The organism is Pseudomonas sp. MD330_10 (assembly GCF_042610415.1).
GTDB classification, from domain to species: Bacteria; Pseudomonadota; Gammaproteobacteria; order Pseudomonadales; family Pseudomonadaceae; genus Aquipseudomonas; species Aquipseudomonas rhodesiae.
This window is the reverse complement of the sequence record NZ_JBHGZU010000004.1, coordinates 228,705-255,445: the sequence shown is the minus strand read 5'-3', so window position 1 is coordinate 255,445 and position 26,741 is coordinate 228,705. Positions and strand designations below refer to the sequence as shown.

At 60.9% G+C, this 26,741-nt stretch carries 25 protein-coding genes; 11 read left to right on the top strand and 14 right to left on the bottom strand.

The window, feature by feature from the left end; translation table 11 throughout:
* Positions 1-95 precede the first annotated feature (95 nt).
* The 4 genes from lepB to lptF all read right to left on the bottom strand — a co-directional run bounded on the left by lepB (position 96) and on the right by lptF (position 5,097).
* Entirely contained in the window at positions 96-950 is an 855-nt protein-coding gene (gene lepB, locus ACFZPT_RS08670; RefSeq protein WP_034096054.1) for a signal peptidase I, read from the bottom strand.
* Between the two features lie 5 nt (positions 951-955).
* On the bottom strand, positions 956-2,755 hold the full coding sequence (gene lepA / locus ACFZPT_RS08665; RefSeq protein WP_034096053.1) for a translation elongation factor 4: 1,800 nt from the start codon (positions 2,753-2,755) through the stop codon (positions 956-958).
* Between the two features lie 151 nt (positions 2,756-2,906).
* Positions 2,907-3,986, bottom strand: coding sequence for an LPS export ABC transporter permease LptG (lptG, locus tag ACFZPT_RS08660; protein WP_034096052.1), 1,080 nt, complete (start codon positions 3,984-3,986; stop codon positions 2,907-2,909).
* Positions 3,979-5,097 carry an LPS export ABC transporter permease LptF gene (lptF, locus tag ACFZPT_RS08655; protein ID WP_034096051.1) on the bottom strand — a complete coding sequence of 373 codons (1,119 nt, stop codon included), beginning with the start codon at positions 5,095-5,097 and terminating at the stop codon, positions 3,979-3,981. The genes lptG and lptF overlap by 8 nt, the downstream gene beginning before the upstream one ends.
* A 285-nt stretch (positions 5,098-5,382) precedes the next feature.
* Here lptF and ACFZPT_RS08650 point away from each other — a divergent pair, with 285 nt between their 5' ends.
* The 5 genes from ACFZPT_RS08650 to rlmF all read left to right on the top strand — a co-directional run bounded on the left by ACFZPT_RS08650 (position 5,383) and on the right by rlmF (position 11,911).
* Positions 5,383-6,873 (top strand): leucyl aminopeptidase, encoded by a 1,491-nt coding sequence (locus ACFZPT_RS08650; RefSeq protein WP_099312792.1) that lies wholly within the window; start codon positions 5,383-5,385, stop codon positions 6,871-6,873.
* A gap of 60 nt (positions 6,874-6,933) precedes the next feature.
* On the top strand, positions 6,934-7,362 hold the full coding sequence (locus ACFZPT_RS08645) for a DNA polymerase III subunit chi (protein WP_034137116.1): 429 nt from the start codon (positions 6,934-6,936) through the stop codon (positions 7,360-7,362).
* Positions 7,363-7,369: 7 nt separating this feature from the next.
* Complete coding sequence (locus ACFZPT_RS08640) at positions 7,370-7,759, top strand: hypothetical protein (protein ID WP_034111887.1); 390 nt, start codon at positions 7,370-7,372, stop codon at positions 7,757-7,759.
* A gap of 123 nt (positions 7,760-7,882) precedes the next feature.
* The gene (locus tag ACFZPT_RS08635; RefSeq protein WP_034096047.1) at positions 7,883-10,729 is read left to right on the top strand and encodes a valine--tRNA ligase; all 2,847 of its coding nucleotides are present in this window, start codon (positions 7,883-7,885) and stop codon (positions 10,727-10,729) included.
* A 162-nt stretch (positions 10,730-10,891) separates the two neighbouring features.
* Positions 10,892-11,911 (top strand): 23S rRNA (adenine(1618)-N(6))-methyltransferase RlmF, encoded by a 1,020-nt coding sequence (gene rlmF / locus ACFZPT_RS08630; RefSeq protein WP_284184831.1) that lies wholly within the window; start codon positions 10,892-10,894, stop codon positions 11,909-11,911.
* 102 nt (positions 11,912-12,013) lie between these two features.
* On the opposite strand, the gene ACFZPT_RS08625 is transcribed toward rlmF, so the two are convergent.
* The gene (locus tag ACFZPT_RS08625) at positions 12,014-12,400 is read right to left on the bottom strand and encodes a hypothetical protein (protein WP_143506466.1); all 387 of its coding nucleotides are present in this window, start codon (positions 12,398-12,400) and stop codon (positions 12,014-12,016) included.
* 284 nt (positions 12,401-12,684) lie between these two features.
* Positions 12,685-12,966, bottom strand: a complete 282-nt coding sequence (locus ACFZPT_RS08620) for an HU family DNA-binding protein (RefSeq protein ID WP_003188840.1) — start codon at positions 12,964-12,966, stop codon at positions 12,685-12,687.
* A 396-nt stretch (positions 12,967-13,362) separates the two neighbouring features.
* On the opposite strand from ACFZPT_RS08620, the gene yejK reads away from it, so the two are divergent.
* Positions 13,363-14,367 carry a nucleoid-associated protein YejK gene (gene yejK, locus ACFZPT_RS08615; RefSeq protein ID WP_010212893.1) on the top strand — a complete coding sequence of 335 codons (1,005 nt, stop codon included), beginning with the start codon at positions 13,363-13,365 and terminating at the stop codon, positions 14,365-14,367.
* Positions 14,367-14,717 (top strand): glutaredoxin family protein, encoded by a 351-nt coding sequence (locus ACFZPT_RS08610; RefSeq protein WP_099312794.1) that lies wholly within the window; start codon positions 14,367-14,369, stop codon positions 14,715-14,717. Before yejK ends, ACFZPT_RS08610 begins: the two co-directional genes overlap by 1 nt.
* Here ACFZPT_RS08610 and ACFZPT_RS08605 read toward each other — a convergent pair whose 3' ends face one another.
* Genes ACFZPT_RS08605 through ACFZPT_RS08585 form a run of 5 tightly spaced genes read right to left on the bottom strand, consistent with a single transcriptional unit; the run spans position 14,718 to position 18,478 of the window.
* Complete coding sequence (locus tag ACFZPT_RS08605) at positions 14,718-15,695, bottom strand: FecR family protein (protein WP_379555126.1); 978 nt, start codon at positions 15,693-15,695, stop codon at positions 14,718-14,720.
* A complete protein-coding gene (locus ACFZPT_RS08600) occupies positions 15,692-16,267 on the bottom strand; it encodes an RNA polymerase sigma factor (RefSeq protein WP_371263979.1) in 576 nt (191 codons plus the stop codon). Before ACFZPT_RS08600 ends, ACFZPT_RS08605 begins: the two co-directional genes overlap by 4 nt.
* A gap of 13 nt (positions 16,268-16,280) precedes the next feature.
* Positions 16,281-16,604 (bottom strand): DUF3325 domain-containing protein, encoded by a 324-nt coding sequence (locus tag ACFZPT_RS08595; protein ID WP_099312796.1) that lies wholly within the window; start codon positions 16,602-16,604, stop codon positions 16,281-16,283.
* Positions 16,605-18,179 carry a PepSY-associated TM helix domain-containing protein gene (locus tag ACFZPT_RS08590; protein ID WP_379555128.1) on the bottom strand — a complete coding sequence of 525 codons (1,575 nt, stop codon included), beginning with the start codon at positions 18,177-18,179 and terminating at the stop codon, positions 16,605-16,607.
* Entirely contained in the window at positions 18,176-18,478 is a 303-nt protein-coding gene (locus tag ACFZPT_RS08585; protein WP_034096040.1) for a DUF3649 domain-containing protein, read from the bottom strand. The genes ACFZPT_RS08590 and ACFZPT_RS08585 overlap by 4 nt, the downstream gene beginning before the upstream one ends.
* Positions 18,479-18,647: 169 nt before the next feature.
* On the opposite strand from ACFZPT_RS08585, the gene ACFZPT_RS08580 reads away from it, so the two are divergent.
* From ACFZPT_RS08580 to fecA, 3 genes are all read left to right on the top strand, one after another.
* Entirely contained in the window at positions 18,648-19,136 is a 489-nt protein-coding gene (locus ACFZPT_RS08580) for a sigma-70 family RNA polymerase sigma factor (protein ID WP_099312845.1), read from the top strand.
* A complete protein-coding gene (locus tag ACFZPT_RS08575; protein WP_099312798.1) occupies positions 19,133-20,074 on the top strand; it encodes a FecR domain-containing protein in 942 nt (313 codons plus the stop codon). Before ACFZPT_RS08580 ends, ACFZPT_RS08575 begins: the two co-directional genes overlap by 4 nt.
* Before the next feature lie 90 nt (positions 20,075-20,164).
* On the top strand, positions 20,165-22,504 hold the full coding sequence (gene fecA / locus ACFZPT_RS08570) for a TonB-dependent Fe(3+) dicitrate receptor FecA (RefSeq protein WP_099312799.1): 2,340 nt from the start codon (positions 20,165-20,167) through the stop codon (positions 22,502-22,504).
* On the opposite strand, the gene ACFZPT_RS08565 is transcribed toward fecA, so the two are convergent.
* Positions 22,505-23,377, bottom strand: coding sequence for a LysR family transcriptional regulator (locus ACFZPT_RS08565; RefSeq protein ID WP_099312800.1), 873 nt, complete (start codon positions 23,375-23,377; stop codon positions 22,505-22,507). It abuts the gene before it with no gap.
* Positions 23,378-23,482: 105 nt separating this feature from the next.
* Here ACFZPT_RS08565 and ACFZPT_RS08560 point away from each other — a divergent pair, with 105 nt between their 5' ends.
* Positions 23,483-24,991: an MFS transporter gene (locus ACFZPT_RS08560; RefSeq protein ID WP_099312801.1), complete on the top strand. Its 1,509-nt coding sequence runs from the start codon at positions 23,483-23,485 to the stop codon at positions 24,989-24,991.
* A gap of 60 nt (positions 24,992-25,051) precedes the next feature.
* Here the strand turns inward: ACFZPT_RS08560 and ACFZPT_RS08555 are convergent, their stop codons facing one another.
* Together ACFZPT_RS08555 and ACFZPT_RS08550 are read right to left on the bottom strand one after the other, a co-directional pair.
* Positions 25,052-25,462, bottom strand: a complete 411-nt coding sequence (locus ACFZPT_RS08555; RefSeq protein ID WP_034096034.1) for an HPF/RaiA family ribosome-associated protein — start codon at positions 25,460-25,462, stop codon at positions 25,052-25,054.
* Between the two features lie 226 nt (positions 25,463-25,688).
* Positions 25,689-26,624 carry a LysR substrate-binding domain-containing protein gene (locus ACFZPT_RS08550; protein WP_099312802.1) on the bottom strand — a complete coding sequence of 312 codons (936 nt, stop codon included), beginning with the start codon at positions 26,622-26,624 and terminating at the stop codon, positions 25,689-25,691.
* Positions 26,625-26,741 lie beyond the last annotated feature (117 nt).

Here is a 26,741-nt window from a genome sequence, read left to right as displayed (position 1 = left end):
GTGTTCAAATTCAAATCCTGATGGGTGTTGCATGGGGCGCGAATTGTCCACGCCCCAGAAAAGCATTCGGCGCTGTGTTCACAGCGCCGCTTGTATTACTTGATCAGCCCGACCCGCGAGAAGTTCGGCAGGTGGCTGAGCTTGGGTTCCGGCCAACTCATCCAGACCGCGAAGGCCTTGCCGACGATATTCTGGTCGGGAACCATGCCCAGCAGCTCTTTGGGAATACTGGGGTCATCCCAGTAGCGGCTGTCATTGGAGTTGTCGCGGTTGTCGCCCATCATGAAATAGTGCCCGGCAGGCACTTTCCACTGGCCGTCAGGCTGGGCGCGATAGCGGCTCATCTCCTTGCGGATCTCGTGTTCCACGGCACCGAGCTTCTCCTGATACAGCTCGGCGCTGCCCAGGGTGTTCGGTTCGGAACCGAGCAGTTTTTCGGCCACCGACTCACCGTTGATGAACAGGCGCTTGTCGCTGGTGTAACGGATCACATCGCCCGGCAGGCCGACCACACGCTTGATGTAGTTGACGTTCGGGTCGCTTGGATAGCGGAACACCATCACATCACCGCGCTGCGGGTCGCCGACTTCGATGACCTTCTTATCGATCACCGGCAGGCGGATCCCATAGGAAAACTTGTTCACCAGGATGAAGTCGCCCACATCCAGGGTAGGTTTCATCGACCCCGACGGGATCTGAAACGGCTCCACCAGGAACGAACGCAGCACCAGCACGATGAACAACACCGGGAAGAACGACTTGCCGTATTCAACCAGCAAAGGCTCTTTGTTCAGCTTCTCGATCACCACACCATCGGGCTGGCTGACGCTGCCTTGATAGGACGCGATAGCCGCCCGCCTACGCGGGGCGAAGAACACCAGATCGAGCAACGCCAAGAGACCGCAGACGGCAACGGCGATGACCAGCAACAGCGGGAAATTTAGCGACATAGGACCTAACTATCCAACCTGAGCACCGCAAGGAAGGCTTCTTGTGGAACTTCCACGTTGCCCACTTGCTTCATGCGTTTTTTACCGGCCTTTTGCTTCTCAAGCAGCTTGCGCTTACGGCTTACGTCACCGCCGTAGCATTTGGCCAGTACGTTCTTTCTGAGTGCCTTGACGGAGGTTCGCGCAATGATCTGCCCGCCGATGGCGGCCTGGATCGCGACGTCGAACATCTGACGCGGAATCAGTTCTTTCATCTTTTCGGTCAACTGGCGACCTTTGTAATGCGCATTATCCTTGTGCACGATCAGTGCCAAGGCATCTACCTTGTCGCCGTTAATCAGCACATCCAGTTTCACCAGATTAGCTGATTGGTAACGATCGAAATGGTAGTCCAGCGAAGCATAGCCGCGACTGGTGGACTTGAGACGGTCGAAGAAGTCCAAGACCACTTCGTTCATCGGCATGTCGTAAGTCACTTGAACCTGAGTGCCGAGGAACAGCATGTCGCGTTGGACGCCACGCTTTTCGATACACAGCGTAATGACGTTGCCCAAATGCTCCTGCGGAACCAGGATATTGGCCCGCACGATAGGCTCGCGCATGTCTTCGATCGCCGACAGATCCGGAAGCTTGGAGGGGTTGTCGACGTAAATCGTTTCACCGGTTTTAAGCAACAGCTCGAAAATAACGGTAGGCGCGGTGGTGATCAGGTCCAGGTCGTATTCGCGCTCCAGGCGCTCCTGGATGATTTCCATGTGCAGCATGCCCAGGAACCCGCAGCGGAAGCCGAAGCCTAGGGCGTCGGAGCTTTCCGGGGTGTACTGCAACGACGAGTCGTTGAGGGTCAACTTTTGCAGGGCTTCGCGGAAGTCTTCGAAATCGTCGGAGCTGACCGGGAACAGACCGGCGTAGACCTGCGGTTGGATACGCTTGAAGCCTGGCAGCACGTCCACATCCGGGGTGGAGCTGAGTGTCAGGGTGTCACCCACCGGCGCGCCGTGGATGTCCTTGATACCGGCGATGATGAAGCCTACTTCACCGGCTTTCAGATCAACGGTCGCGGTGTGCTTGGGGTTGAAGACACCAACGCTGTCCACCAAGTGGATCTTGCCGGTGGACTTGACCAGGATCTTGTCGCCCTTCTTCACGCGGCCGTGGCGCACGCGGACCAGGGACACAACGCCCAGGTAGTTGTCGAACCAGGAATCGATGATCAACGCTTGCAGCGGATCTTCGATGTTGCCGGTGGGGGCTGGAATGGTGTGGACCAGGCGTTCGAGCACTTCGTCGACACCCAGGCCGGTCTTGGCGCTGCAGGTAACCGCGTCGGTGGCGTCGATGCCGATGATCTTCTCGATCTCTTCCTTGACGCGCTCGGGCTCAGCCTGCGGCAGGTCGATCTTGTTCAGCACGGGCATGACTTCCAGGCCCTGTTCGATCGCGGTGTAGCAGTTGGCGACCGATTGCGCTTCCACGCCCTGACCGGCGTCCACCACCAGCAATGCACCTTCACAGGCCGCCAGGGACCGGCTGACTTCGTAGGTGAAGTCAACGTGGCCGGGGGTGTCAATGAAGTTCAGTTGGTAAGTGATGCCGTCTTTGGCCTTGTAGTACAGCGTGACGCTGTGGGCCTTGATGGTGATCCCGCGTTCGCGTTCGAGGTCCATGGAGTCCAGAACCTGGGCTTCCATTTCACGCTCGGCAAGGCCGCCGCACATCTGGATGAATCGATCGGCCAGCGTCGACTTGCCATGGTCAATGTGGGCGATGATGGAGAAATTGCGGATATGACTCAAATCACTCACGGATCAACACTCAAAAAGGCTGCAGGCAGATTGCCCGCTGAAAAATAGCCGGGAATTGTACCTGATGCTCAGGCCAGACGTCATCTTTGCTGACCAGAACAAAAATGCCCCGATCTCTCGACCGGGGCATTTTTTGTTCATAAGCGCGCGATCAACCGGCGCGGCGCAACAGCCAGAACCCGGCCAAAGCGCAGATGGCGGTCGGCACCAGCACCGCAAATAGCGGCGAGAAGCCAAACACCAGGCTCGACGGGCCGAGCAGATCCTGGGCAATCCGGAAGGTGAAACCCACCAGCACGCCAGTGAACACCCGCTGGCCCAGGGTCACGGAGCGCAGCGGCCCGAAGATGAATGAGATCGCCATCAGCACCAGCGCGGCGGTCACCACCGGCTGCAACACTTTGACCCAGAATGCCAGCCAATAACGGCCATTGCTCAGGCCCTGGTCCTTGAGATAGTGGATATAGCTCCACAGACCGGAGATCGGCAGGCTTTCCGGGATCATCACCACGGTGTTGAGCAGTTCCGGCTTGAGGGCGATGTCCCACGCTTCGCTCGGTACGTTGATCACTTCAGTGCTGGCCTTGGTGCCCTGGCCAGGGTTGCGGAAATAAGTGGTGGTGACATCGCTCAGTTGCCATTTTTCCGCGTCGTACTGCGCACGTTTGGCGAAACTGGACGACAACATATGACGTTCTTTATCGAAGGTGTAGCGCGTCACCCCGATCAACAAGCCGCCAGGCTGCACGGCGTTGATGTGGATGAACTCGTCACCCTGACGGTGCCACAGGCCATGCTTGGCGCTCTGCGCGTCACCCGAACCTTGGGCCAGGGCGCGATTGGCCTGGGCCGTGGACTCAGCCGGCGGCGCGACGTACTCGCCGATCAGCACGCTGCAAAGCATCAGTAGCAACATGGGTTTCATGACCGCCCATACGATCCGGCCGACGGAGACCCCGGCGGCACGCATGATGGTCAGCTCACTGTTGCTGGCCAGGCTACCCAGGCCGATCAGGCAACCGATCAGCGCGGCCATCGGCATCATGTCGTACAGGCGACGCGGAGCGGTCAGCGCCACGTAGCTCAGCACGTCGGTGACGGTGTAGGTGTCGCTGACGTTGCCCACTTCATCGATGAAGGCAAACAACGAGGCCAGGCCCAGGATGATGCCCAGTACCGCCAGGATGGCGATGAGTACGCTGCTACCAATGTAGCGATCGAGCTTAGCCACGAGCCAACTCCTTCTGGCCACGACGGCTCTTCATCTTCAAGCGTATAGGTTCCCAATAAAGCAGCCCCAGGCCGATCACCAGGAAAATCCCGTGTACCCACCACAGGCCCAGGACCGGCGACAGCTTGCCTTTTTCCAGGGAACCGCGGGCGGAAATCAGGATGGTGAGGTAAGCCATGTACAGCAGAATCGCCGGCAACAACTTGAGGAAACGGCCTTGGCGCGGGTTGACGCGCGACAGCGGCACGGCCATCAAGGTCACGATAAACACCAGCAGCGGCAAGGAAATGCGCCATTGCAGCTCAGCGATGGAACGCAGTTCCTGGCTGCCGATCAATTGCACGGTGGGGATGGCATCGCGGTCGGTGACTTCATCACTGACTTCCGGACGGGCCAGCATCACGCCGTACGTGTCGTACTTGATGGCCCGGTAATCGGCCTGGCCCGGGCTGCCGTCATAGCGGTAGCCGTTTTCCAGGATCAGGTAGCGGCTGCCATCGGGGCGTACTTCCTGACGGCCCGAATCGGCCACCAGCACGGAAATGCCACGGTCCTTCTTGTCCTGACCCAGGCGCTTCTCGGAGATGAACACGCCGCCCAGGTTGGCGCGGTCTTCGGTCATGGTCTCGGTGTAGGTCACCCGAGTGCCGTCGCTGAGGGCCTGGAAGCGGCCGGGTTCGAGGGTGTCGAACTCGGTCATCGCGTCCTGCTTGTTCAGCACCAGCTGAAATTGCATGGCGCCCTGGGGAGCCAGGCTCAGGCTCAGCCAAGCGACGATCAGGGCGATGCCGGCGGCTGGGATCATGGTCATGCCCAGCAGGCGCTGCTGGCTCATGCCGGTAGCCGACAGCACGGTCATTTCACTTTCAAGGTACAGACGACCGTAGGCCAGCAGAATGCCCAGGAACAGGCCCAACGGCAGGATCAGTTGCAGGAACCCTGGCAGACGAAAGCCCATGATCAGGAACAGCGAACCTGGGTCGAGCGCGCCGGAAGCGGCCTGAGCCAGGTATTTGACGAAACGACCACTCATGATGATGACCAGCAGCACCGCACTCACGGCACTCAGGGTCAACAGGACTTCGCGGGACAGATAACGGAAGACAATCAAACCAGACACTCCAGGGTTGTCAGGCTAAGGCGGCCAAACAAGCAAGCATACCGAGTCAGCCCCTTTTACACAGGGCCGGCTAAAAAGATGGCGCATTATCCTGTGATTGACCGCGCCTGTCACTGCGCAACCTCATGCACACGCACAAAGCGTGCGCCAAGGGTTGTCAGGCTCTGCCGGCGAGGTTCAAACTGCGGCCTTTGTCGCTGGCGGTTGACACGACTGCCACGCTTTAAAGCCTGGGTACAAACGCCAGGCTCATAGACCTTTATAAGGGACCCGAACATGGAATTGGTTGTAAAAAGCGTTAGCCCCGAAACGTTGAAGACCGCCACCCTCGTGGTCGCCATCGGCGAAGGCCGCAAGCTCGGCGTCGCCGCCAAGCAGCTCGATGAACTGAGCGGCGGCGCCATCAGCGCGGTGCTCAAGCGCGGCGACCTGGCCGGCAAAGTGGGTCAGAGCCTGCTGCTGCAAAGCCTGCCCAACCTGAAGGCCGACCGCATATTGCTGGTGGGCGTAGGCAAGGACGACGAGTTGGGCGACCGCCCGTTCCGCAAGATCATCAGCGGCATCCTCAGCACCCTCAAGGGCCTGGGCGGCAGCGATGCAACGCTGGCGCTGGATGAAATCGTCGTCAAGGGCCGTGACAGCTACGGCAAGACCCGTCTGCTGGCCGAATCTCTGGTGGACGGCGGCTACGTGTTCGACCAGTTCAAAAGCCAGAAAGCCGAACCCCGCGCCCTGAAAAAAATCACCCTGCTGACCATCAAGGCCGCCCAGGCTGAAGTGACCCGCGCCGTGACCCACGCCCAAGCCATCGCCAACGGCATGTCGTTCACCCGCGACCTGGGCAACCTGCCGCCGAACATCTGCCACCCGACCTACCTGGGCGAGCAAGCCAAGGCGTTGGGCAAGGAATTCAAAGGCCTGAAGGTTGAAGTACTGGACGAGAAGAAGATCAAGGACCTGGGCATGGGCTCGTTCTATGCCGTGGGCCAGGGCAGCGACCAGCCGCCTCGTCTGATCGTGATGCAATACAACGGCGGCAAGAAGTCCGAGAAGCCTTACGCCCTGGTGGGTAAAGGCATCACCTTCGACACCGGCGGCATCAGCCTTAAGCCTGGCGCCGGCATGGACGAGATGAAGTACGACATGGGCGGTGCCGCCAGCGTGTTCGGCACTCTGCGTGCCGTGCTGGAACTCAAGCTGCCGATCAACCTGGTGTGCATCCTGGCCTGTGCCGAGAACATGCCGAGCGGCGGTGCTTCGCGCCCAGGCGATATCGTGACGACCATGAGCGGCCAGACCGTGGAAATTCTCAACACCGACGCCGAAGGCCGTCTGGTGCTGTGCGACGCCCTGATCTACGCCGAGCGCTTCAAGCCACAGGCCGTGATCGACATCGCCACCCTGACCGGCGCCTGCATCGTTGCCCTGGGCTCCCACACTTCGGGCCTGCTGGGCAACAACGACGAGCTGATCGAGCAACTGCTCAGCGCCGGCAAGGCTGCCGACGACCGCGCCTGGCAACTGCCGCTGTTCGACGAGTACCAGGAACAACTGGACAGCCCGTTCGCCGACATCGCCAACATCGGCGGGCCGAAGGCCGGCACCATCACTGCGGCGTGCTTCCTGTCGCGCTTCGCCAAGAACTTCAACTGGGCTCACTTGGACATCGCCGGCACCGCCTGGACCAGCGGCGGCAAAGACAAGGGCGCCACTGGCCGTCCGGTTCCGTTGCTGACGCAGTACCTGCTGGATCGCGCCAAAGCCTAAACAGTGCCCGTCCCGCCCTTGCGTCTATAAAGGGTGGGACGGGACGTTGCAGGAACCTACATGCCCCAAGTCGACTTCTATATATTGCCCAGCGCCGATCCCCTCGCGCGCCTGGACTTCGCCTGCAAACTCACGGAAAAAGCCTGGCGCATGGGCCATCGCATTTACCTGCATTGCAGCGATGCCGCCCAACGCGAGGAGCTCGATGCCCGTCTGTGGCGTTTCAAGGGTGAAAGCTTTGTACCCCATGGCCCCGCAGAAACCGAACCCGAAGGGCTGGTGGTACTGGGGTTGGGCGACAGCTGCGGCGCGCATCACGACCTGCTGGTCAACCTGGACCTGAAAGTACCGCCCTTTGCCCAGGCATTCGCCCGCGTGGCGGAGGTGGTGGTGGAAGATCCGGCTATTCGTCAGGCTGCGCGGGAGAGTTTCCGTTTCTACCGCGAACAGGGCTATCCTTTGCAAGATCACCGGCTACAACGACTTTGAGCACACGATGGACACTTTCAACCCGTTAAAAAAAGATGACCACCTGCTGGACGACCTTGAGTCGATCCGTCAGTTGCTGGGTGATGAAGGTTTGCAACCGCCACTGCTGACCGAGGCGGTCACAGGCGAGGTACAGATTCCGCTGTTGTTCGACATGGTCGGCGGCAAACCTGCCGCGCCTGAACCCGTCGCGCCAGCCCCTGTTGCGCAACCCGCTACCGCCACTGAAAAAACCCCCGACGCCTTGCTGCTGCACCTGGACAACGAACTGCGTGCCGCCGCACAACTGATCATGCAAGACGTGATCGACGATTTTGCCCCGCATATCGAAACCGAAATCAAACGTCGGTTGGATGCGCGGATGGAGCGGCTGATCGCCGCTGCTACAAACAACTAACCACAAGCCGCAAGTTAAAGCACTGCACTCCACTTGCAGCTTGTGGCTTATAGCTTGCAACTGCTTCACACCGCTATACTTGCCGGCTTTCCTGAATTAATGCCAACTAGGGTCCCGCCGCGCATGGATAAGACCTACCAGCCCCACGCTATCGAAACTTCCTGGTACCAGACCTGGGAGTCCGAAAATTATTTCGCCCCACAAGGTGCCGGCGAGTCCTACACCATCATGATTCCGCCACCGAACGTCACTGGCAGCCTGCACATGGGCCATGGCTTCAACAATGCGATCATGGATGCGTTGATCCGTTTCCGCCGCATGCAGGGCCGCAACACCCTGTGGCAACCGGGCACCGACCACGCCGGTATCGCCACCCAGATGCTGGTGGAACGCCAACTCGAAGCCACCGGCCAAAGTCGCCATGACCTGGGCCGTGAGAAATTCCTGGAAAAAATCTGGGAATGGAAGGATCAGTCCGGCGGCAATATCAGCCGTCAGATCCGTCGCCTGGGCTCGTCCGTCGACTGGAGCCGCGAGCGCTTCACCATGGACGACGGCCTGTCCGAAGCGGTCAAAGAGGCTTTCGTGCGCCTGCACGAAGACGGCCTGATCTACCGCGGCAAACGCCTGGTCAACTGGGACACCAAGCTGCACACGGCGATTTCCGACCTCGAAGTGGAAAACCATGACGAGAAAGGCTTCCTGTGGAACCTCAAGTACCCACTGGCCGACGGCGCCAAGACCGCCGAAGGCAACGACTACCTGATTGTCGCCACCACCCGCCCGGAAACCATGCTCGGCGATGCCGCCGTCGCGGTTAACCCGAACGACGCGCGCTACCAGGCGCTGATCGGCAAGTTCGTCGAGCTGCCATTGGTCGGCCGCCGCATCCCGATCATCGCGGACGATTACTGCGACCCTGAATTCGGCACCGGCTGCGTGAAAATCACCCCGGCCCACGATTTCAACGACTACGAAGTGGGCAAGCGCCACAACCTGCCGTTGCTCAACATCTTCGACAAGAACGCCACTGTCTTGCCGGCCTGCCAGGTGTTCAACCTGGACGGCACCCTCAACGACAGCGTCGACGGCAAGATCCCGGCTGAATTCGCCGGCCTCGACCGCTTCGAAGCGCGCAAGCAGATCGTGGCCGCCTTCGACGCCGCCGGCCTGCTGGTCAGCGTCGACGATCACGCGTTGAAAGTGCCGAAGGGCGACCGTTCCGGCACCGTGATCGAGCCGTGGCTGACCGATCAGTGGTACGTGTCCACCAAACCGCTGGCCGAGCCTGCTATCGCCGCCGTGGAAGACGGCCGTATCCAGTTCGTACCTAAACAGTACGAAAACATGTACTTCTCGTGGATGCGTGACATCCAAGATTGGTGCATCAGCCGCCAACTGTGGTGGGGCCACCGCATTCCGGCCTGGTACGACGAGTCGGGCAAGGTCTACGTAGGTCGCGACGAAGCCGAAGTGCGCGCCAAGCACAACCTCGGTGCCGACGTGGCACTGCAACAGGACAACGACGTACTGGACACCTGGTTCAGTTCGGGCCTGTGGACCTTCTCCACCCTGGGTTGGCCGCAGCAGACCGAGTTCCTGAAGAAATTCCACTCCACCGACGTGCTGGTCACCGGTTTTGACATCATTTTCTTCTGGGTCGCCCGGATGATCATGCTGACCATGCACTTGGTGAAGAACGAAGACGGCACGCCGCAAGTGCCGTTCAAGACCGTGTACGTACACGGCCTGGTGCGCGATGGCCAGGGCCAGAAGATGTCCAAGTCCAAAGGCAACGTCCTGGACCCGCTGGACATCATTGATGGCATCGACCTGGAAACCCTGGTGCAGAAACGCACCTCGGGCCTGATGCAGCCGAAACTGGCGAAGAAGATCGAGAAGCAGACCCGCGATGAATTCGCCGATGGCATTGCCAGCTACGGCACCGACGCCCTGCGCTTTACCTTCTGCTCGCTGGCGTCCACCGGTCGCGACATCAAGTTCGACATGGGCCGCGTCGAAGGCTATCGCAACTTCTGCAACAAGATCTGGAACGCCGCGCGCTACGTGCTGGACAAGGGCGAAGACTGCGGCCAGAACGGCGAAGCCTACGAGCTGAGCCTGGCGGACCGCTGGATCATCTCGCAGTTGCAGCGCACCGAAGCCGAGGTGACTCGCCAACTCGATCAGTTCCGTTTCGACCTGGCGGCCCAGGCGTTGTACGAGTTCATCTGGAACCAGTATTGCGACTGGTACCTGGAGCTGTCCAAGCCGGTCCTGTGGGACGAAAACGCGCCGGTCGAACGTCAGCGCGGCACCCGCCGTACCCTGGTGCGCGTGCTGGAAGTGGCGCTGCGCCTGGCCCACCCGTTCATGCCGTTCATCACCGAAGAAATCTGGCAGCGCCTGGCGCCACTGGCGGGTATCGAAGGCAAGACCATCATGCTGCAACCTTGGCCGGTGGCCAATGAAGCCCGCATCGATGAAGCGGCCGAAAGCGATATCGAATGGCTCAAGACCCTGATGCTCGGCACGCGCAACATCCGCGCCGAGATGAACATCGGTCCGGGCAAGCCACTGGCGGTGTTCGTCAAGAACGCCAGTGTTGAGGATCAGCGTCGCCTGAGCGAGAACGATGCACTGCTCAAGAAGCTGGCCAAGCTGGAGTCGATCACCGTATTGGCTGCCGATGCCGAAGCACCGCTGTCCGCCACCGCACTGGTCGGCGACATGGAAGTGCTGGTGCCAATGGCTGGGTTGATCGACAAGGGCGCGGAACTGGCCCGTCTCGACAAAGAAATCGCACGCCTGCAAGGTGAAGTGCAGCGAGTGGGCGGCAAGCTGTCCAACGCGGCATTCGTCGACAAGGCACCGGCCGAAGTGATCGAGAAAGAACGCGCCAAGCTGGCCGAGGCTGAACAGGCCCTGGGCAAACTGGCGGAGCAGCATGCGCGGATTTCCAGCCTCTAAGGCTTGGTTCGCGTCGAGAAAGAGACCTTCGGGTCTCTTTTTTTGCCTGCAATTTCCCAATCCCTTGCTGGCAGCACCGCCACCGCCCCTCCCACATTTGACCGAGCTTTCCTCAGGAATGTGTGACAATGGCCGCCACTTTGAGCCAACACCAGAATCATCATGACCGCCCCCACTACGCCCAAACCTCCGCGCAAGAAGCCTAAATCCGCCGCCCCAGCCAAGCCTGTGGTGCCGCGCAAAGAGGCGACTCTGCACCCGCGCAACCGCCACACGGGCCGTTACGACTTCCCGGCGTTGATCAAGACAACGCCCGAACTGGCACAATTCGTGATCACCAACCCCTATGGCAAAGAAAGCATCGACTTTGCCAGCCCGGATGCGGTGCGGGTGTTCAATCGCGCGTTGCTCAAGGCTTTCTACGGTATCCAGCATTGGGATATCCCAGCGGATTACCTCTGCCCGCCGGTGCCAGGGCGTGCCGATTACGTGCATTTCCTCGCCGACCTGCTGGCCAGTGTCAACGACGGCAAGATCCCACGCGGCTCGATCGTCAAGGTGCTGGATATTGGCATGGGCGCCAACTGCGTCTACCCGCTGATTGGCTATATGGAGTACCGCTGGAACTTCCTCGGCTCGGAGGTCGACCCGATTGCCGTGGCCGCCGCCAAGGCCATCGTGCAGTCCAACGACCTGAGCAAGGTTATCCAGCTGCGCCAGCAGACCAACCCCAAGCAGATCCTGCTGGGCCTACTGGAGCCGGGCGAGCGCTTTGACCTGACCATGTGCAATCCGCCGTTCCATGCGTCCATGGACGAAGCCACCAAGGGCAGCGAACGCAAGTGGCGCGCCCTGGGCAAGGCCGATCCCAAGCGTAAATTGCCGGTGCTGAACTTCGGCGGCCAGTCGGCCGAGCTGTGGTGTGAGGGCGGCGAGGCACGGTTCGTGACGCAGCTGATCGCCGAGAGCGCGCACTTTGCCCACAAGGTGTTGTGGTTCAGCACCCTGGTGTCGAAAGCGTCGAACCTGCCCGCCATCGAGACCGCGCTGAAAAAAGCCGGCGCGCTGGAGAGCCAGGTGGTGGAGATGTCCCAAGGCCAGAAACAAAGCCGCTTCGTCGCTTGGACCTTCCAGACCAAGAACGAGCAGCAGATCTGGCGGACATCTCGATGGATGAGATAAACAATTGAGGATGACGCTAAGTTCACAGTGCCCGCGATAAATTGATTAAATGCGCCCTGCCCGGATCAAACGTTATTGATCGATGGGGCGCACTTGATAAATTCAAGAGAGGTTGCACAGTTGGCCGCCTGCTGAAAGCAGCTCAATACGCACTGTTGTAGGTTTTGAGTGAAACTCAGTACCGCTCGCGTCGGTATACGAGTAATTCAGTGTCAATTCACCACGCCGCACTGGAGCGAGTAGCTCATTATAAGGTTTGAGGAATGTACCTCCATCCTGACCGGGCGTTACACTCAACATTACTTTTACGTCGGTCCCTCCCGAGGTCGAATCTGCAGTGGCATGCCAGTGAAATTTCATGTTCTGGCTGATGCTGGGCACATGCACCCAGATACCATGAGCCGTATATTCTTTTTTTATACTCTCACAGGTAATAGCGCCATTAACTAAGTAGAGAATTTCCGGGGCGGGTAACTTATCGGCGGACATGATGACCTCGCAATAAATAAGAGTTAATAAGCCCCCTCATATTTCGTGGGGCGTTGCTCCAAGGTTTTAGCCTAGGCAGCTTCGCTATTAACGTTTTTTGTCTTTCACCTCGCAACTGTCAACTTTGACAGTGGTGAACCATCAAAAATCTGCTAAAGCTCTCCTGAAAACATTACGATCCGTGGTTATCAATCCCAAGGTATGCCGCCCACCGATTATGCTTTTCAACAGGCAATAAAAAACCGTGCCCGGATCGCTCCGAAGCACGGTTTTTTTGCTGCGTCTTACTTGTTAACAGCGTCGGTCAGGCCTTTGGCCACAACCAGCTTGATAACTTTCTTGGCAGCGATTTCGATGGCAGCGCCAGTCGAAGGGTTACGGCCAGTACGGGCAGGACGCTCGGTCACTTTCAGTTTGCCAACACCTGGCAGAGTGATTTCGCCGCCGTTTTCCAGCTGATCGGCAACAACCTGGCTCAGTTGGTCCAGCAGAGCGCGCACGGTGGTTTTCGGTGCGTCTACTGCTTCAGCCAGGTCAGCGATCAGTTGGTCTTTAGTAATAGCCATTGTGGTGTTCCTTCCCTATCAAATTCATATGGATTGCAGAGTGCAGTGTCAGCCGTCGAGCCCGACCGTCTAGGTCTGGCACCCCAGGCTATAACCGCGGAGATCGGGGTTATAGATGCTTGAAACGGGGATTGGTTCGACCTGACAAATGCTGAATGCACGCTTATCGCCGAGACTTGGCGTAAGACCGGGCAAAACTAGCACAGAGACGGGGAAATATCCGCTTCTACCTACCCATTTGGTCAGCTTTATCGCTCTAAACCGTGAAAAAAAGCCGTATGCCCCTTCGGACGGTGTGCAAAACCCCCTTCGAGGCGTGTCTTGGCCAATGGGTGCGGTACACTGGGCAACTTTTCGGGGAGGCCAACCGCTCCCCTTCAACCAGCCGAGAAGCCTATGCCGATCCGTCATTGCATCGTCCACCTGATCGACAAAAAACCCGACGGCACACCTGCGGTTCTCCATGCCCGCGACTCCGAGCTTGCCGAGTCCGCCGCCATCGAAAACATGCTCGCCGACCTCAACGAGAGCTATAACGCCAAACAAGGCAAGGCCTGGGGTTTCTTCCATGCCGAGTCAGGCGCGCACCCGTTCAGCGGCTGGTTGAAGGAGTATTTCGATGGCGGCCAGGACTTCACCACGTTCAGCCGCACGGCGGTCGAGCACCTGCAGAAGCTGATGGAAGAATCCAACCTCTCCACCGGCGGCCATGTGCTGTTTGCCCACTACCAGCAAGGTATGACCGACTACCTGGCCATCGCCCTGCTGCACCACAGCGAAGGCGTGGCGGTGACCGACGAGCTGGACGTGACGCCCTCGCGCCATCTGGACCTGGGCCAGTTGCACCTGGCGGCGCGCATCAACGTGTCCGAGTGGCAGAACAACAAGCAGTCCAAGCAGTACATCTCGTTTATCAAAGGCAAGAACGGCAAGAAGGTCTCGGAGTACTTCCGCGACTTTATCGGCTGCCAGGAAGGCGTCGACGGCCCCGGCGAGACACGTACCCTGCTCAAGGCCTTCAGCGACTTTGTCGAGAGCGAAGATCTGCCGGACGAATCCGCCCGCGAAAAAACCAAGACCCTGGTGGATTACGCCAGCAGCCAGGCCAAACTCGGCGAGCCCATGGGCCTGGAAGAACTGTCGGGCCTGATCGATGAAGATCGGCCCAAGGCTTTCTACGACCACATCCGTAACAAGGATTACGGCCTGTCGCCGGAGATTCCGGCCGATAAACGTACCCTCAACCAGTTCCGCCGCTTCACCGGGCGCGCCGAGGGCTTGTCCATCAGTTTTGAAGCGCACCTGCTGGGCGACAAGATCGAGTATGACGAAGCCGCCGGCACCTTGATCATCAAGGGCCTGCCGACCCAACTGACCGACCAGCTCAAGCGCCGCAACTGATGCTCGGCGGGGTGTTCAAGAAAGTCCTGCTGGTGTTGCTGGTGGTGGTGGTCTTTCAGAACTGGGGCAAGATCGAGCGAGTGTTCAACCCGTCCCAGGTGGTGTCCGAGCAGGTTCGCGCCAATGCGCGCGTGGTGCTCTACACCACCGAATGGTGCGGCTACTGCAAGCAGATTCGCCGCTTCCTGGACCAGAAAGGCATTCCCTATCAGCAGTTCGATATCGAAAAAGACGCCCAGGCGCGCAAGGCGTACGAGGCGCTGGGCGGCGGCGGGATTCCGTTTATGGACGTCAATGGCACGCTGATTCGCGACTTTCTGCCCGAACAGATCATGGTGGCGTTGAAATAATCAGCGCACCACGATCACCCGTCCCAACAGGTTGTGTTGCTCGAAGCCAAGCACCGCCTGCAACGCATTCAGCACTGCCTGTGGGTCTTTGCTCGGGAAACTACCGCTGACGCGTTTGGCGCCCATCGCTTCGTTTAGCAACAGGATGCGGCCTGGGTAGTAACGTCCAAGATCCTTGACCACGTCGGCCAACGGCGCTTTGTAGTAATTGAGCCAACCGTCGCGCCAAGCCAGGCGCGATGCGCTGTCGACGGCATGCAGGGGCTGGGCGATGCCATCGGCATAAGCGATCTGCTGGCCGGCGGTCAGTACCTGTTGCTGGCCTTGTTTCGACGCTGTAACCCCAACACGCCCAGTCAACACCGTCACCTGCGCGCCCGCCGGTTGCAGGCGCACTTCAAATTGCGTGCCGAGCACCCGCGCTTCACCGCTGCCCGCCTCCACCACAAATGACTCACCGGTGTGGCTCACGCTGAAAAAGCCGGCGCCACGCCGCAACTGGATATGCCGCTCGCCGTGGGTGAAATCCACCGCGATGGCGCTGTCGGCATCCAGGGTCACTTGAGTGTTATCCGCCAGGGTCACGGTCTTGACCTCCCCCGGCGCGCTCACATAATCGGCACCGAAGTCATCGACCCAGCGCGACGGCTGCCACCCGGCGCCCATCGAAATCATCAGCAGCAGGCACGCGGCCATGGCCAGTGCGCCCGACCAACGCGCCACCCGCGAACGCTTCGAGCGGTTCATCGCATCAAGGTAGCCCTGCAGCGCTTGGGCCTCTTCATTCGCAAGCTGGCGTGCGGGCACTTCGCTCAACTCCCACAGCACTTGGGCCTGGGCATAGGCTTCGACGTGGGCCGGGTCGGCGCGCAACCAGCGGCTGAACGTGGCCTGATCGCCGCTGCTGGGCTGGTCGTGCAGCAGGCTCAGCCAGGCCAGGGCGGCTTTTTCCTGGTCGGGCGTGGGGGTGAGGTTCACGGTGCTTTCCCTGGCGTGCGTGGGGTCGATGGCTCGCGAAGGCTGGCCTTGCAGGCTTCGAGGGCACGCATCATATGTTTTTCCACGGCACTTTGGGACAACCCCATGGCCTTGGCGATATCAGCGTATTTGCGCCCGTGGATACGGTTGAGCAGAAAGATGTGCCGGGTGCGCTCGGGCAGGCTGCGCAAGGCCGCTTCGACATGCCGCAGATCATTGCCCGCCTCCAGCGCCGCCTGGGGTTCGCAGCCTTGGTGGTCATGCTGTTCCGGCAGCCAGCCTTCATTGCTGCGCACCCGCGCGCCTTCGCTACGCAGGTGATCGATGGCGATATTGCCCGCGCAACGCAACAGGTAGGTGCTGAGTTCTTCGACCTGCACCAGGGGCCGACGCCAGAAGCGCAGGAACAGGTCCTGCACCAGGTCCGCCGCGGTGGCGCGGCAGCCTACGCGGCGATTCACCAGGGCTTCCATCTGTGAACGCTGAGATAGGAACACCTGTAAAAAATGCGCGCGTCCACCCGGCGCATCGGCCTGGGGCGGGTCTTGGGAATCCGGTGGGGTGCCGATCATCATGCAAAGACGCTCAGAGGGCGAAGGCCGCAACGGGACTGGCCAGCAGGCCGACGCCTGCCAGGATCAAGGCCAGCCTTGGCCGATACGGCAACAACAGCACCAGCAGCAAAGCGCTGAGCATCAACACCGCGCACCACTCAACCAAGCCCTGAGCCCAGCCGGCGACTGCGACCGCCGGCGCTATCGACAGCGTCAGCAACAACCAGCCCGCCACACGTAAGCCCAGGCGCCGAGCGGGCGATGGTTTACTGCGCAGCAGTTCGCCATGGTGACGGTCGGTGGCCAGGCACAACGCGGTAAACCCGGCGTAGCACAGCAACAGCGCGATCAACATTCAGTGGGCCTCACGCTTAAGGGGCAAGGCTCGTGGGCGCTCTGGCTTGGCCGCCGGCGCGCTGCGACGCTGCATCTTGCGGGCGGCCCAGGCGAGGAACAGGCCGCTGGCCAGACACGTCAGGTCGAAACCGGCCATGGCCCAATCGCCGCTGGCCAGTGACACCCCCAGGTGATGGGAAGTGGTCAGTGCATTGAGCACCGGGATTGCCATTAACAGCAGTGCAGCGACGCTCAGTTGCTCGACCCAGCCCTGGCGGCCTCGGCGCAGGATCGCGTGCAGCAGGCTCAAGCCCCAAGCGATGAAGAACGCCTGCACCTCCCAACTGGAACGCTCGGCGAAGCTCACCGGCAGCAGCCGGTTGGCCCAGAAAAACGCCGCAATGGCGATCAACAGCCCGGACATGCTGGCGATGTTCAGCACTTCCACCAGACGCAGTTCAAACGGCATCCCATCGGTTTTGGCATGTTTGAGTTGCCGCTTACCCAGCCAGATCACCAGCCCAGTGCCGATCATGGCCGTGCCAGCCAGGCCACAAATAAAGTACAACCAGCGCAACACCGGCCCGGCGAAATGGTCCATGTGCAGACCGTAGAAACTGCCGCCGACCACCGCCGGCAACGATGGCTCGCCGCTGACCCGCAGCAGCTCGCCGGTGGTGCCGTTGAACGACACGGTGCTGCCAAAGTCATGCACCACGCTGTCGGAACCGGCGCGGAACACATTCACTGACGCATTCACATCGCTGGGATTATTCACCGCCACACGCCCGACATGGCCGCCCGCCCACTGCGCTCGCGCCTGTTCGTACATCGACGCCAACGGTAGCAAGCGGCCAGGCTGGCCGAGGGCCGGGGCATTGTCGGTGGCCGGGAATACTTCGCTGAAGAATGCCCGCGTGTCGTTGCCGTAGGAAGCCAGGATCGGCGCCGGCATCACCATGCTCATGAAAATCACCAGGCTGCTGTAGGTGATCATCAAATGGAACGGCAATACCAGCACACCCACAGCGTTATGCCCGTCGAGCCAGGAACGCTGGCCTTTGCGCGGGCGGAAGGTGAAGAAGTCCTTGAAGATTTTTTTGTGGGTGATGATGCCGGTGATCAGCGCCACCAACATCACCATCGCGGCCAGGGTGGACAACCAGCGCCCCCACGGATGGGGCATTTGCAGTTGGAAGTGGAAACGATAGAAGAACTCGCCGCCCATGCTTTCCCGAGCCTGCACGGCGAGGCCGGTCAGCGGGTCGAGGGTTTTCTGTATGAAATTGCCGCGCTTGCCGGGGTCGACTTTGTCTTGCCACATCACCGACAGGCCGGGGTCGCGGGCATCCGGCAGGTTGATAAACCAGCGCGCGGCGGTCGGGGCGTTTTCCTGCAAGTACTGTTGCGCCACGTTCAGGCTGCGCACGTCGTCCAGCGGATGCGCCTGCACTTCGGGCTGCATCCAGTGGCTGATCTCTTCCTTGAAATAGGCCAGGGTGCCCGTCAGAAAAATCGCGAACAGCAGCCAGCCGAAGATCAACCCGGCCCAGGTGTGCAACCAGGCCATGGCCTGACGGAAGCCTTCTTTCATGTGCGCGCCATCCAAAAGCCCAGGCCCGCCAGGGTGGCAAACAGCGCACTGGGCAGCATCACGCCGAGCCAGGCGCGCATGGCGCTACGGCAGGCGAAGCACCAGAGCACGGCCAGCAGATAGAACACAAAGGAACTCATCATCCCGGTGATCACCGCGTCGGCACGAGAAGTCGGCAACCACAGCGCCAGGCAGATGCTGGCCAGGGAGGCCATCAGGTAGCCGCCAATTACCGCCGCCAACACACGTGACGTGACGGCAAAGCGGTAAGCCAGAGGCAGTGAGGGTTTGCTTTTCATGGGAGGGCGCCAGGTTCGTCAGCGCGCAATATTAATGATAAATATTCTCATAAGCAAAACAGAACGGATGAATCACCTCCCCGTTCCGATTGCCGAACCTCGTTGCCGGCCCTACAATGCGAACAATTCTTGTTCTCTAACGCCTACCGATGCTTGCGGAGTGTTCGCGTTGTCGCCGTCCAACACCGTCGAAGTTTTGTACAACGACCATCACCACTGGCTCACCGGCTGGTTGCGACGCAAGCTCGGCTGCCCTGAAAGTGCCGCCGACCTGGCCCAGGACACCTTTATCCGCGTGCTCACCGCCCGCGAAACCCCGACGCTGATCGAACCGCGCGCCTTCCTCACCACCGTGGCCAAGCGCGTGCTGTACAACTTCTATCGCCGCCAGGACCTCGAACGCGCCTACCTCGACGCCCTCGCGCAGATGCCCGAGCAGGTAGCGCCCTCGGAAGAAGAACGCGCAATCATCCTGCAAACCCTGATGGAGCTGGACCAATTGCTCGACGGCCTGCCCGTTCAGGTCAAACGCGCCTTTCTGCTGGCCCAGCTCGACGGCCTCACTTACGCGCAGATCGGCGCCGAGTTGGGCATCTCCATCGCCACCGTCAAACGCTACCTGCATAAAGCGGCGCTGCGCTGCTACTTCGCCCTATGAACGTTTCCCACCAGGTGGCCGAACAAGCTGTGCACTGGCTGCTGGAAATGCAGCAAGGCGCGCTCACCCCGCGTCAGCAGGCCGCCTGGCAGCAGTGGCTGAACGCCCACAGCGAACACCAGCGCGCCTGGGAGCATATCCAACGCGTCAATCAACGCCTGCGCGGCATGCCTTCGCCTTTGGCCCACGCAGCGCTGAATGCGCCAACCTCCAACAGTCGGCGCCAGGCGTTGAAGTTGTTGTTGATCCTGGGTGCCGGCTCGGCCGCGGCCTGGAGCCTGCGCCAGCAGCACATCCTGCCGCCGCTGACCGCAGACTACCGCAGCCCCGTCGGCCAGCGACGCAAGGTGCAGTTGGCGGACGGCAGCCAATTGCAGCTCAACACCGGCAGCGCGGTGGATGTGCATTTCGATGGCGAACGACGCCTGGTGCGCCTGCTCGAAGGCGAGATCCTGCTCAACGCCAACGCCGGCAGTAGCCCGCTGCAAGTGCTGACCGGCCAGGGTCTGCTCAGCAGCCAAGCCGCGCGCGTCAATGTGCGCCAGTTCAACGATCACACTCAAGTGGCGGTGCTCAATGGCCGCGTCGAGGTGATGCCCAACACCTACAGCGGCCTGCCGCTGACGGTGAAGGCGATGCGCCAGGTCAATTTCACCCGCAAGGGCTGGGACGCGCCGCGCGCCACCGACGCCAACAGCGGCGCCTGGGCCGAAGGCATGCTGATGGCCGCCCATATGCGCCTGGAGGACTTCCTCGGCGAACTGGGCCGCTATCGCCGCGGCCAGCTCAATTGCGATCCGCAGGTGGCCAATCTGCTGATTTCCGGCAGCTATCCGTTGGATGACAGCGAGCGCATCCTCGACCTGCTGGAAATAAGCCTGCCGGTGAAAGTCCGGCGTTTCACCCGCTACTGGGTCACGGTGCAGGCCCGCGCTTAAATTATTTCCAAACACCGTGAGCCGTTTTCCGTACCTCGCGTGACAGAGAAGGAAAGCCCCCTTGATCCTTCCTTCTCAGGACCGCCCTTCATGCCCCAGCAACCCACCCTTCTCGCCCGCACCCTGCGCCAACTGCTGCTTGGCGCCAGCCTCAGCCTGACGGTGCTGCCGTCGGTGATGGCGGCCGAGACCAAGCCTTATCACATCGTCCCCGCCTCCCTTGAAGCGGCGCTCAATCAATTTGGCCGCGAAGCTGGCGTGTTGATTTCGTTCGGCTCCGAGGTCACCGCCGGCCTGCAGAGTCGCGGCCTGTCCGGCAACTACAGCGCCGCCGACGGCCTGCAAAAACTGCTGGAAGGCACCGGCCTGCAAGCACGCGCCGAGGGCGACAACGCCTACAGCGTGCAACCGGCCAGCGCACCGGCCACTATTGAGTTGGGTACTTCCAGCGTGGTCGGCGACTGGCTCGGCGATGCGGCACAGACCAACGTATTCGAACACCCCGGCGCCCGCGACGTGATCCGCCGCGAAGAGTTCGAACGCCAAGGTGCCACCCAGGCCCGCGACGTGCTCAACCGCATCCCCGGCGTCAACGCCCCGGACAACAACGGTACCGGCAGCCACGACATGGCGCTCAACTTCGGCATCCGTGGCCTCAACCCGCGCTTGGCCTCGCGCTCTACTGTGCTGATGGACGGAATTCCGGTGCCGTTCGCGCCCTATGGCCAGCCGCAGCTGTCCTTCGCGCCGATCAGCATGGGTAACATGGACGCGGTGGACGTGGTACGCGGTGGCGGCGCCGTACGCTACGGCCCACAGAACGTCGGCGGCGTGGTCAACTTCGTGACCCGTGCGATCCCGGACGCCCCCACCGTCAAAGGCGGCCTGCAGACTGAAACCAGCCCATCCTCCAGCCACGATGGTTTCAAGACCACCGGCAACCTGCTGGCCGGCGGCACTGCCGAGAATGGCCTGGGCGGCGCGCTGCTGTACTCCGGCACCCGGGGCGGCGACTGGCGCGAACACAGCGACACACGCATCGACGACCTGACTCTCAAAGGCAAGTACCAACTCGACGACGCCAACAGCTTCAACGCCATGGCGCAGTACTACGAAGGCCAGGCCGATATGCCCGGCGGCTTGAACGTCGCGGACTACAAGGCCGACCCGTATCAGTCCACCCGCCCCTACGACAAATTCTGGGGCCGCCGCACGATGTTCAACGTCGGCTACCGCTACGAGCAGGACCGTCGCGAGTTCACCGTCAACAGCTTCTTCACCAAGACCCTTCGCAGCGGTTACCTGGACCAGGGCACGTTCCTGTCGCTGTCGCCGCGTGAATACTGGGTACGCGGTCTGGAAACCCGCTTCGCCCAAGGCTTCGACCTCGGCCCGACCAGCCATGAAGTCGGCGTCGGCTACCGCTATATCAACGAAGCCGGCCACGAACTGCGCTACCGCACGCCGATCAACGTAAATAACCAGCAGCTCCCCAACACCGATAGCCGCAACGACCGCGACACCCGGGGCGGCACCGAAGCCAACGCGTTTTTCATCGACGACCGGATCGATATCGGCAAATGGACCCTCACCCCGGGCATTCGCTACGAGATGATCGAATCCCAGCAGACCAACAACCTCACCAACGTCAAGTACAAGGGCGACTACAACACCGCGTTGCCGGCGCTCAATGTGCTGTATCACGTCACCGACGATTGGAACCTCTACGCCAATACCGAAGGTTCGTTCGGCAGTGTGCAATACAGCCAGATGCCCAATCGCGTGACCAGCGGCGAAGTCAAACCGGAAAAAGCCCGCACCTGGGAACTGGGCACCCGCTATGACAACGGCACCCTGCGCGCGGAAATCGGCGCGTTCCTGATCAACTTCGACAATCAGTACGAAAGCAACCAGACCAACGATTCGGTGATCGCCCGTGGCGAAACCCGGCACCAGGGCATCGAGACCAGCGTGAACTACGCCCTCGACGGTTTGAGCCCGGCACTGGCCGGTTTCGACGTGTACGCGTCCTACGCCTATGTCGACGCCACCATCCGCGAAGACGGCCCAAACAAAGGCAACCGCGTGCCCTTCTCGTCCAAACACAAGGGCACGCTGGGCGTGGGTTACACCGAAGGCCGCTGGAAGCTCAACCTGGACAGCAGCTACCAGAGCAGCCAGTTTGCCGACAACGCCAACACCCGTGCCGAAACCGCCGACGGTGCCAATGGACGCATACCCGGCTACATGCTGTTCAGCAGCCGCGCGGCATACGACTTCGGCCCGCAGCTATCGGACCTGAACGTAGCGGTCGGGGTGAAAAACATCTTCAACAAGCAGTACTTCACCCGCTCGTTCGATGACAACAACAAGGGCAAATACGTCGGCGAACCGCGCACGGTGTATGTGCAGACCTCCGTCGCGTTCTGATCAACTGCCCGCCAGGCACGAGGGCGTGCCGGCCACCAGCGCGTCGATGGCGCAGCGCGTCTTGGCCGGCAGGTGAGTGGCCGTTGGCCAGATCACATGGATCGGTGCGGGCTGCTCACGGCAGTCCGGCAGCACCGCCAGCAATTGCCCACGCAGCACGTAATGGGCAATCAACCAACTCGGCAACCACGCCAGGCCGACACCCGCCATCGCGGCATCGGCCACGGCCTGTAGGTCGTCCATGATCAACGGCGAGGCGATGCCGGCACGCTGCGTAGGTTGGCTGCGATAGGCGATGCTACGGCGACTGGCAAGGTCGTCGACATCATGGATCGGTCCCGTGCGCTGCAGGTACTCCGGTGACGCGGCCAAGCCCATCACTTGTTCGCCCAGGCGTCGTGCGCTGAGCCGGTCGGTATCGGGCAATGCGCCGATGCGTACGGCAATATCGAACCCTTCCTGCGCCAGGTCCGTCAGCCGATCGGCGAAGCAAATCTCCACTTCCAGCTCTGGATACCGGTCCATCAAGCCCCACAGCGCCGGCGCCGCGTAGTGATGACCGAACGCCAACGGTACGCTCGCCCGCAGGCGCCCGCGCGGTTGTTGCCGACCGCTTTGCAGCACCGATTCGGCAGCCTCCAGCTCCGCCTGGGCGCGCAAGCAATGTTCGTAGTACGCCTGGCCATCCTCGGTCAGACGTTGACGGCGGGTGGAGCGCTGTAACAAACAGGTGCCCAGCCGCGCTTCCAGCCGCGCCAGGCCCTTGCCCACGGCGGATCGCGTGAGGTGCAAACGTTCGGCGGCCTCAGTGAGGCTGCCGCTCTCAACGATCTGCAAAAACAATTCAACGCCATCGAAACGGGGGGTGACCATGATTTGATTGTCGCCTTTAATTCCCTAACTGGCGGAAAACTTATCACGGATAAAGAATTCAATTCCCCTGAAAATGGCTAATCCATTTGTTTACAGGAGAATCCCATGCCCGCCGCCGCTACCTTGACCGCCAGCCCCGCGCGCGCTCCCCGCCAGGCCGTCGCCCTCACCGCCGTGTGCCTGGTGGCGCTGATGTTCGGCCTGGAAATCTCCAGCGTGCCCGTGCTTCTGCCCACACTTGAACATGCACTCGGCACGGGTTTCCAAGACGCCCAATGGATCATGAATGCCTACACCCTGGCCTGCACCAGCGTGCTGATGGCGGCCGGCACCCTGGCTGATCGCTTTGGGCGGCGACGCGTGCTCGTGCTGTGCTTGTGGCTATTTGGGCTGGCCTCACTGGCCTGCGGGCTGGCCGACAGCGCCGCCACCCTGATCACGGCACGCTTTGTTCAGGGCATCGGCGCCGGGGCGATGATGATTTGCCAGTTCGCGATTCTCTCGCATCTGTTCCGTGAACCGGCGGCACGGGCGCGGGCATTCGCTATCTGGGGCGTGATCGCCGGTATTGGCTTGGGCTTCGGGCCGATGGTCGGCGCGTTTATCCTCGCGGTCGCGGATTGGCGCTGGGTGTTTCTGGTGCATGTGCCGCTGACACTGTTCACCCTGTTGCTGTTGCGCATCAGTGTGCAGGAATCCCGCGATCCGGCCGCCCACCGCCTGGATATCGGCGGCATGCTGACCCTGACATTGGCGGTGTTTGCCCTGGTGTATGTCATCACCCAGGGCAGCGAAAACGGCTTCGCCACGCCGGCGATGCTGGGCTGGGCCAGTCTGTCGGCGGCCGCCTTATTGTGGTTCGTGCAGATCGAACGGCACAGTGCGCACCCGATGTTCGATTTTTCGGTGTTCCGCATTCGCCGCTTCAATGGCGCGCTGATGGGGTCGATCGGCATGAACGTCAGTTTTTGGCCATTCATGATCTACCTGCCGCTGTATTTCCAGACCGGCCTGGGCTACGACACCCTCACTACCGGCGCTGCGCTGCTCGCCTACACCCTGCCCACCTTGCTGGTGCCGCCTCTAGCCGAGCGCCTGGCATTGCGCCATGGTGCCGAGCACATCATTCCGCTGGGCCTGGGTTTGATGGGGGCGGGTTTTCTGGCGATGGCCGCCGCCAACCAAGCCGAGCACGCCGCTGTCGGATGGATGCTGGCCAGTTGTGTGATCGCCGGCGTGGGCCTGGCGCTGATCAATTCCCCAACCACCAACACCACTACCGGTTCGGTGTCGGCTGATAGGGCGGGAATGGCGTCGGGCATCGATCTGAGCGCGCGCCTGATTACGTTGGCGCTCGCCATTGCGCTGATGGGCCTGGTGGTATTGCTGGGCATCAGCCACTACCTGGGCAGTGTGCTGCCTGCCAGCTCGGCCCAGACATGGCCGGCCATCAGCCAGCAACTTGCAGCCGGCAAACTCAACGCGGCGGGGCTGACAACGGCGAATGCACAGGCGGCGCTGCGCCACGGGGCTGGCTGGGCGATGGTATTCGCGGGGCTGGGAGCGGCTGGGTTGGGGCTGTTGAGCGGGTACTTTTTCCGACGAGTCCAGTAACGAAAAACGGGCCTGCGTGTGCAGGCCCGTTTCCAGAGGGGATGACAGAACGGTCAGTGATCAGCCGTTGAAAACGGCGCGTTCTTTTTCCAGGAACTCCTGTTCAAGCTCATCTTCGTTGACTTTGGTGGTCGGCTGGCCTTTGCCGGCAGCGCGAGGCTTGCCTTGCAGTTTGCCGAACAGGTGTTCCAGCGCGTGGTCCAGCTTGGTCGCTGCACCGTCGATCGCTTGTTCCAAGGTATCGGCCTTGTGCAGAACCGACAGCGGTTGATGGCCTTTTGGCCGCGCTTCCAGGCGGCAACTCAGATCATGGGGGCCAGGCTTGTCGCCGTTCTCATCCCGCAGGTAGACCTCGACACGGGTCAGGTCTTCTTCATAACGTTCGAGCGTGCTCTCAATGGTAGTACGTACCCACTCCTCCAGTCGGATGCTGCTTTCAATATGGTTATCGCTATTGACTTGGATTTGCATAGTTCTTCCCTTATTTCAGCTAGCTCGCGAGAGATCACAAACTGCAACACCGTTGTGGTGAAACCATGACCTCTTGATTACACAATTGAGCACCTGCGGAAACAATTCAACCCCTTTGCAAAGATAAATCCTACATTACAAATTAACCCTGACGACAAGCAAAAACGCTGGTAGGGTGGGGAGTTAGTTACATCTTCTTACGTCCTCTCGATCCTCATCATTGCCCCTATCCCAACGGGTGCAAACTGCGAAAAAACCCCGCTTCCTCTACCAGCCAGTCATGTACCGCGCGCACGCCCGGGTGGCTCAACGCGCCTGGCGCGTACAGCAACACGTAACGTTTGTGGTTCGGCACGGCAAGGCCGAACGGCACGATCAAAGTGCCGCGTTCCAGCTCATCGTTGAGCAAGGTACGCCGCGCAATGGCCACGCCCATGCCGGCGATGGCCGCTTCGATGGTCAGGTGGTTGCGGTTGAAGGTATGGCCGCGGCGCACATCGGCGTCGTGACAGCCGATGGCATTCAAGTAGAACTCCCACTCGGCGTACTCATAACTCCCACGCCAGGCGGTGATGTCGTGCAACAGCGGGAAATGCGCCAGGTCGGCGGGGCCATGCAACGGCGGGCGTCCGCGCAGCAGGCTCGGCGCGCACACCGGGAAGATCTGTTCATCGAGCAAGGCTGTGGATAACAGGCCGGGGTAGCTGCCGTCGTTGAGGTCGATGGCCAGGTCAAAGTCGCCTTCGTGCAGGGCGACGCTGCTGTCTTCGGCGACCAGGCGCAGTTGGATATCCGGAAAGCGTTGCTGCAGACGCGGCAAGCGCGGGGTCAACCACTTACCGAGGAACGACGGGATCGACCGCAGCCGCAAGGTGCCGCTGATCATGCCCGCGTCCAGCCGCTGCAACTCGGCGTCAATGCTGCCGTAGGCCTCCCCCACCGTCGCCGCTAAGCGCTGCCCTTCGGCACTGAGTTCCACGCCGCGGGCGCGCCGATGGAACAGGCGAAAGCCTAGGCGCTCCTCCAATTGGCGAATCTGCTGACTCACCGCCCCCGGCGTGATGTGCAGTTCTTCGGCGCAGCGGGTGAAAGACAAATGCCGCGCCGCACAGGAGAAAACATGCAGCCAGACGTACGTCTGACCATGGAGTGGCCGAGCCATAGGGTTTAGTCCTGCTAAAGGGTTTCTTAGGAGAATTCGTTGGTCAGTGGTGCTACATGCGCTCAGTATCGCGCCGATTGCGCTCGTCCTACAAAAAAATGGCAGCGATTCCTACTC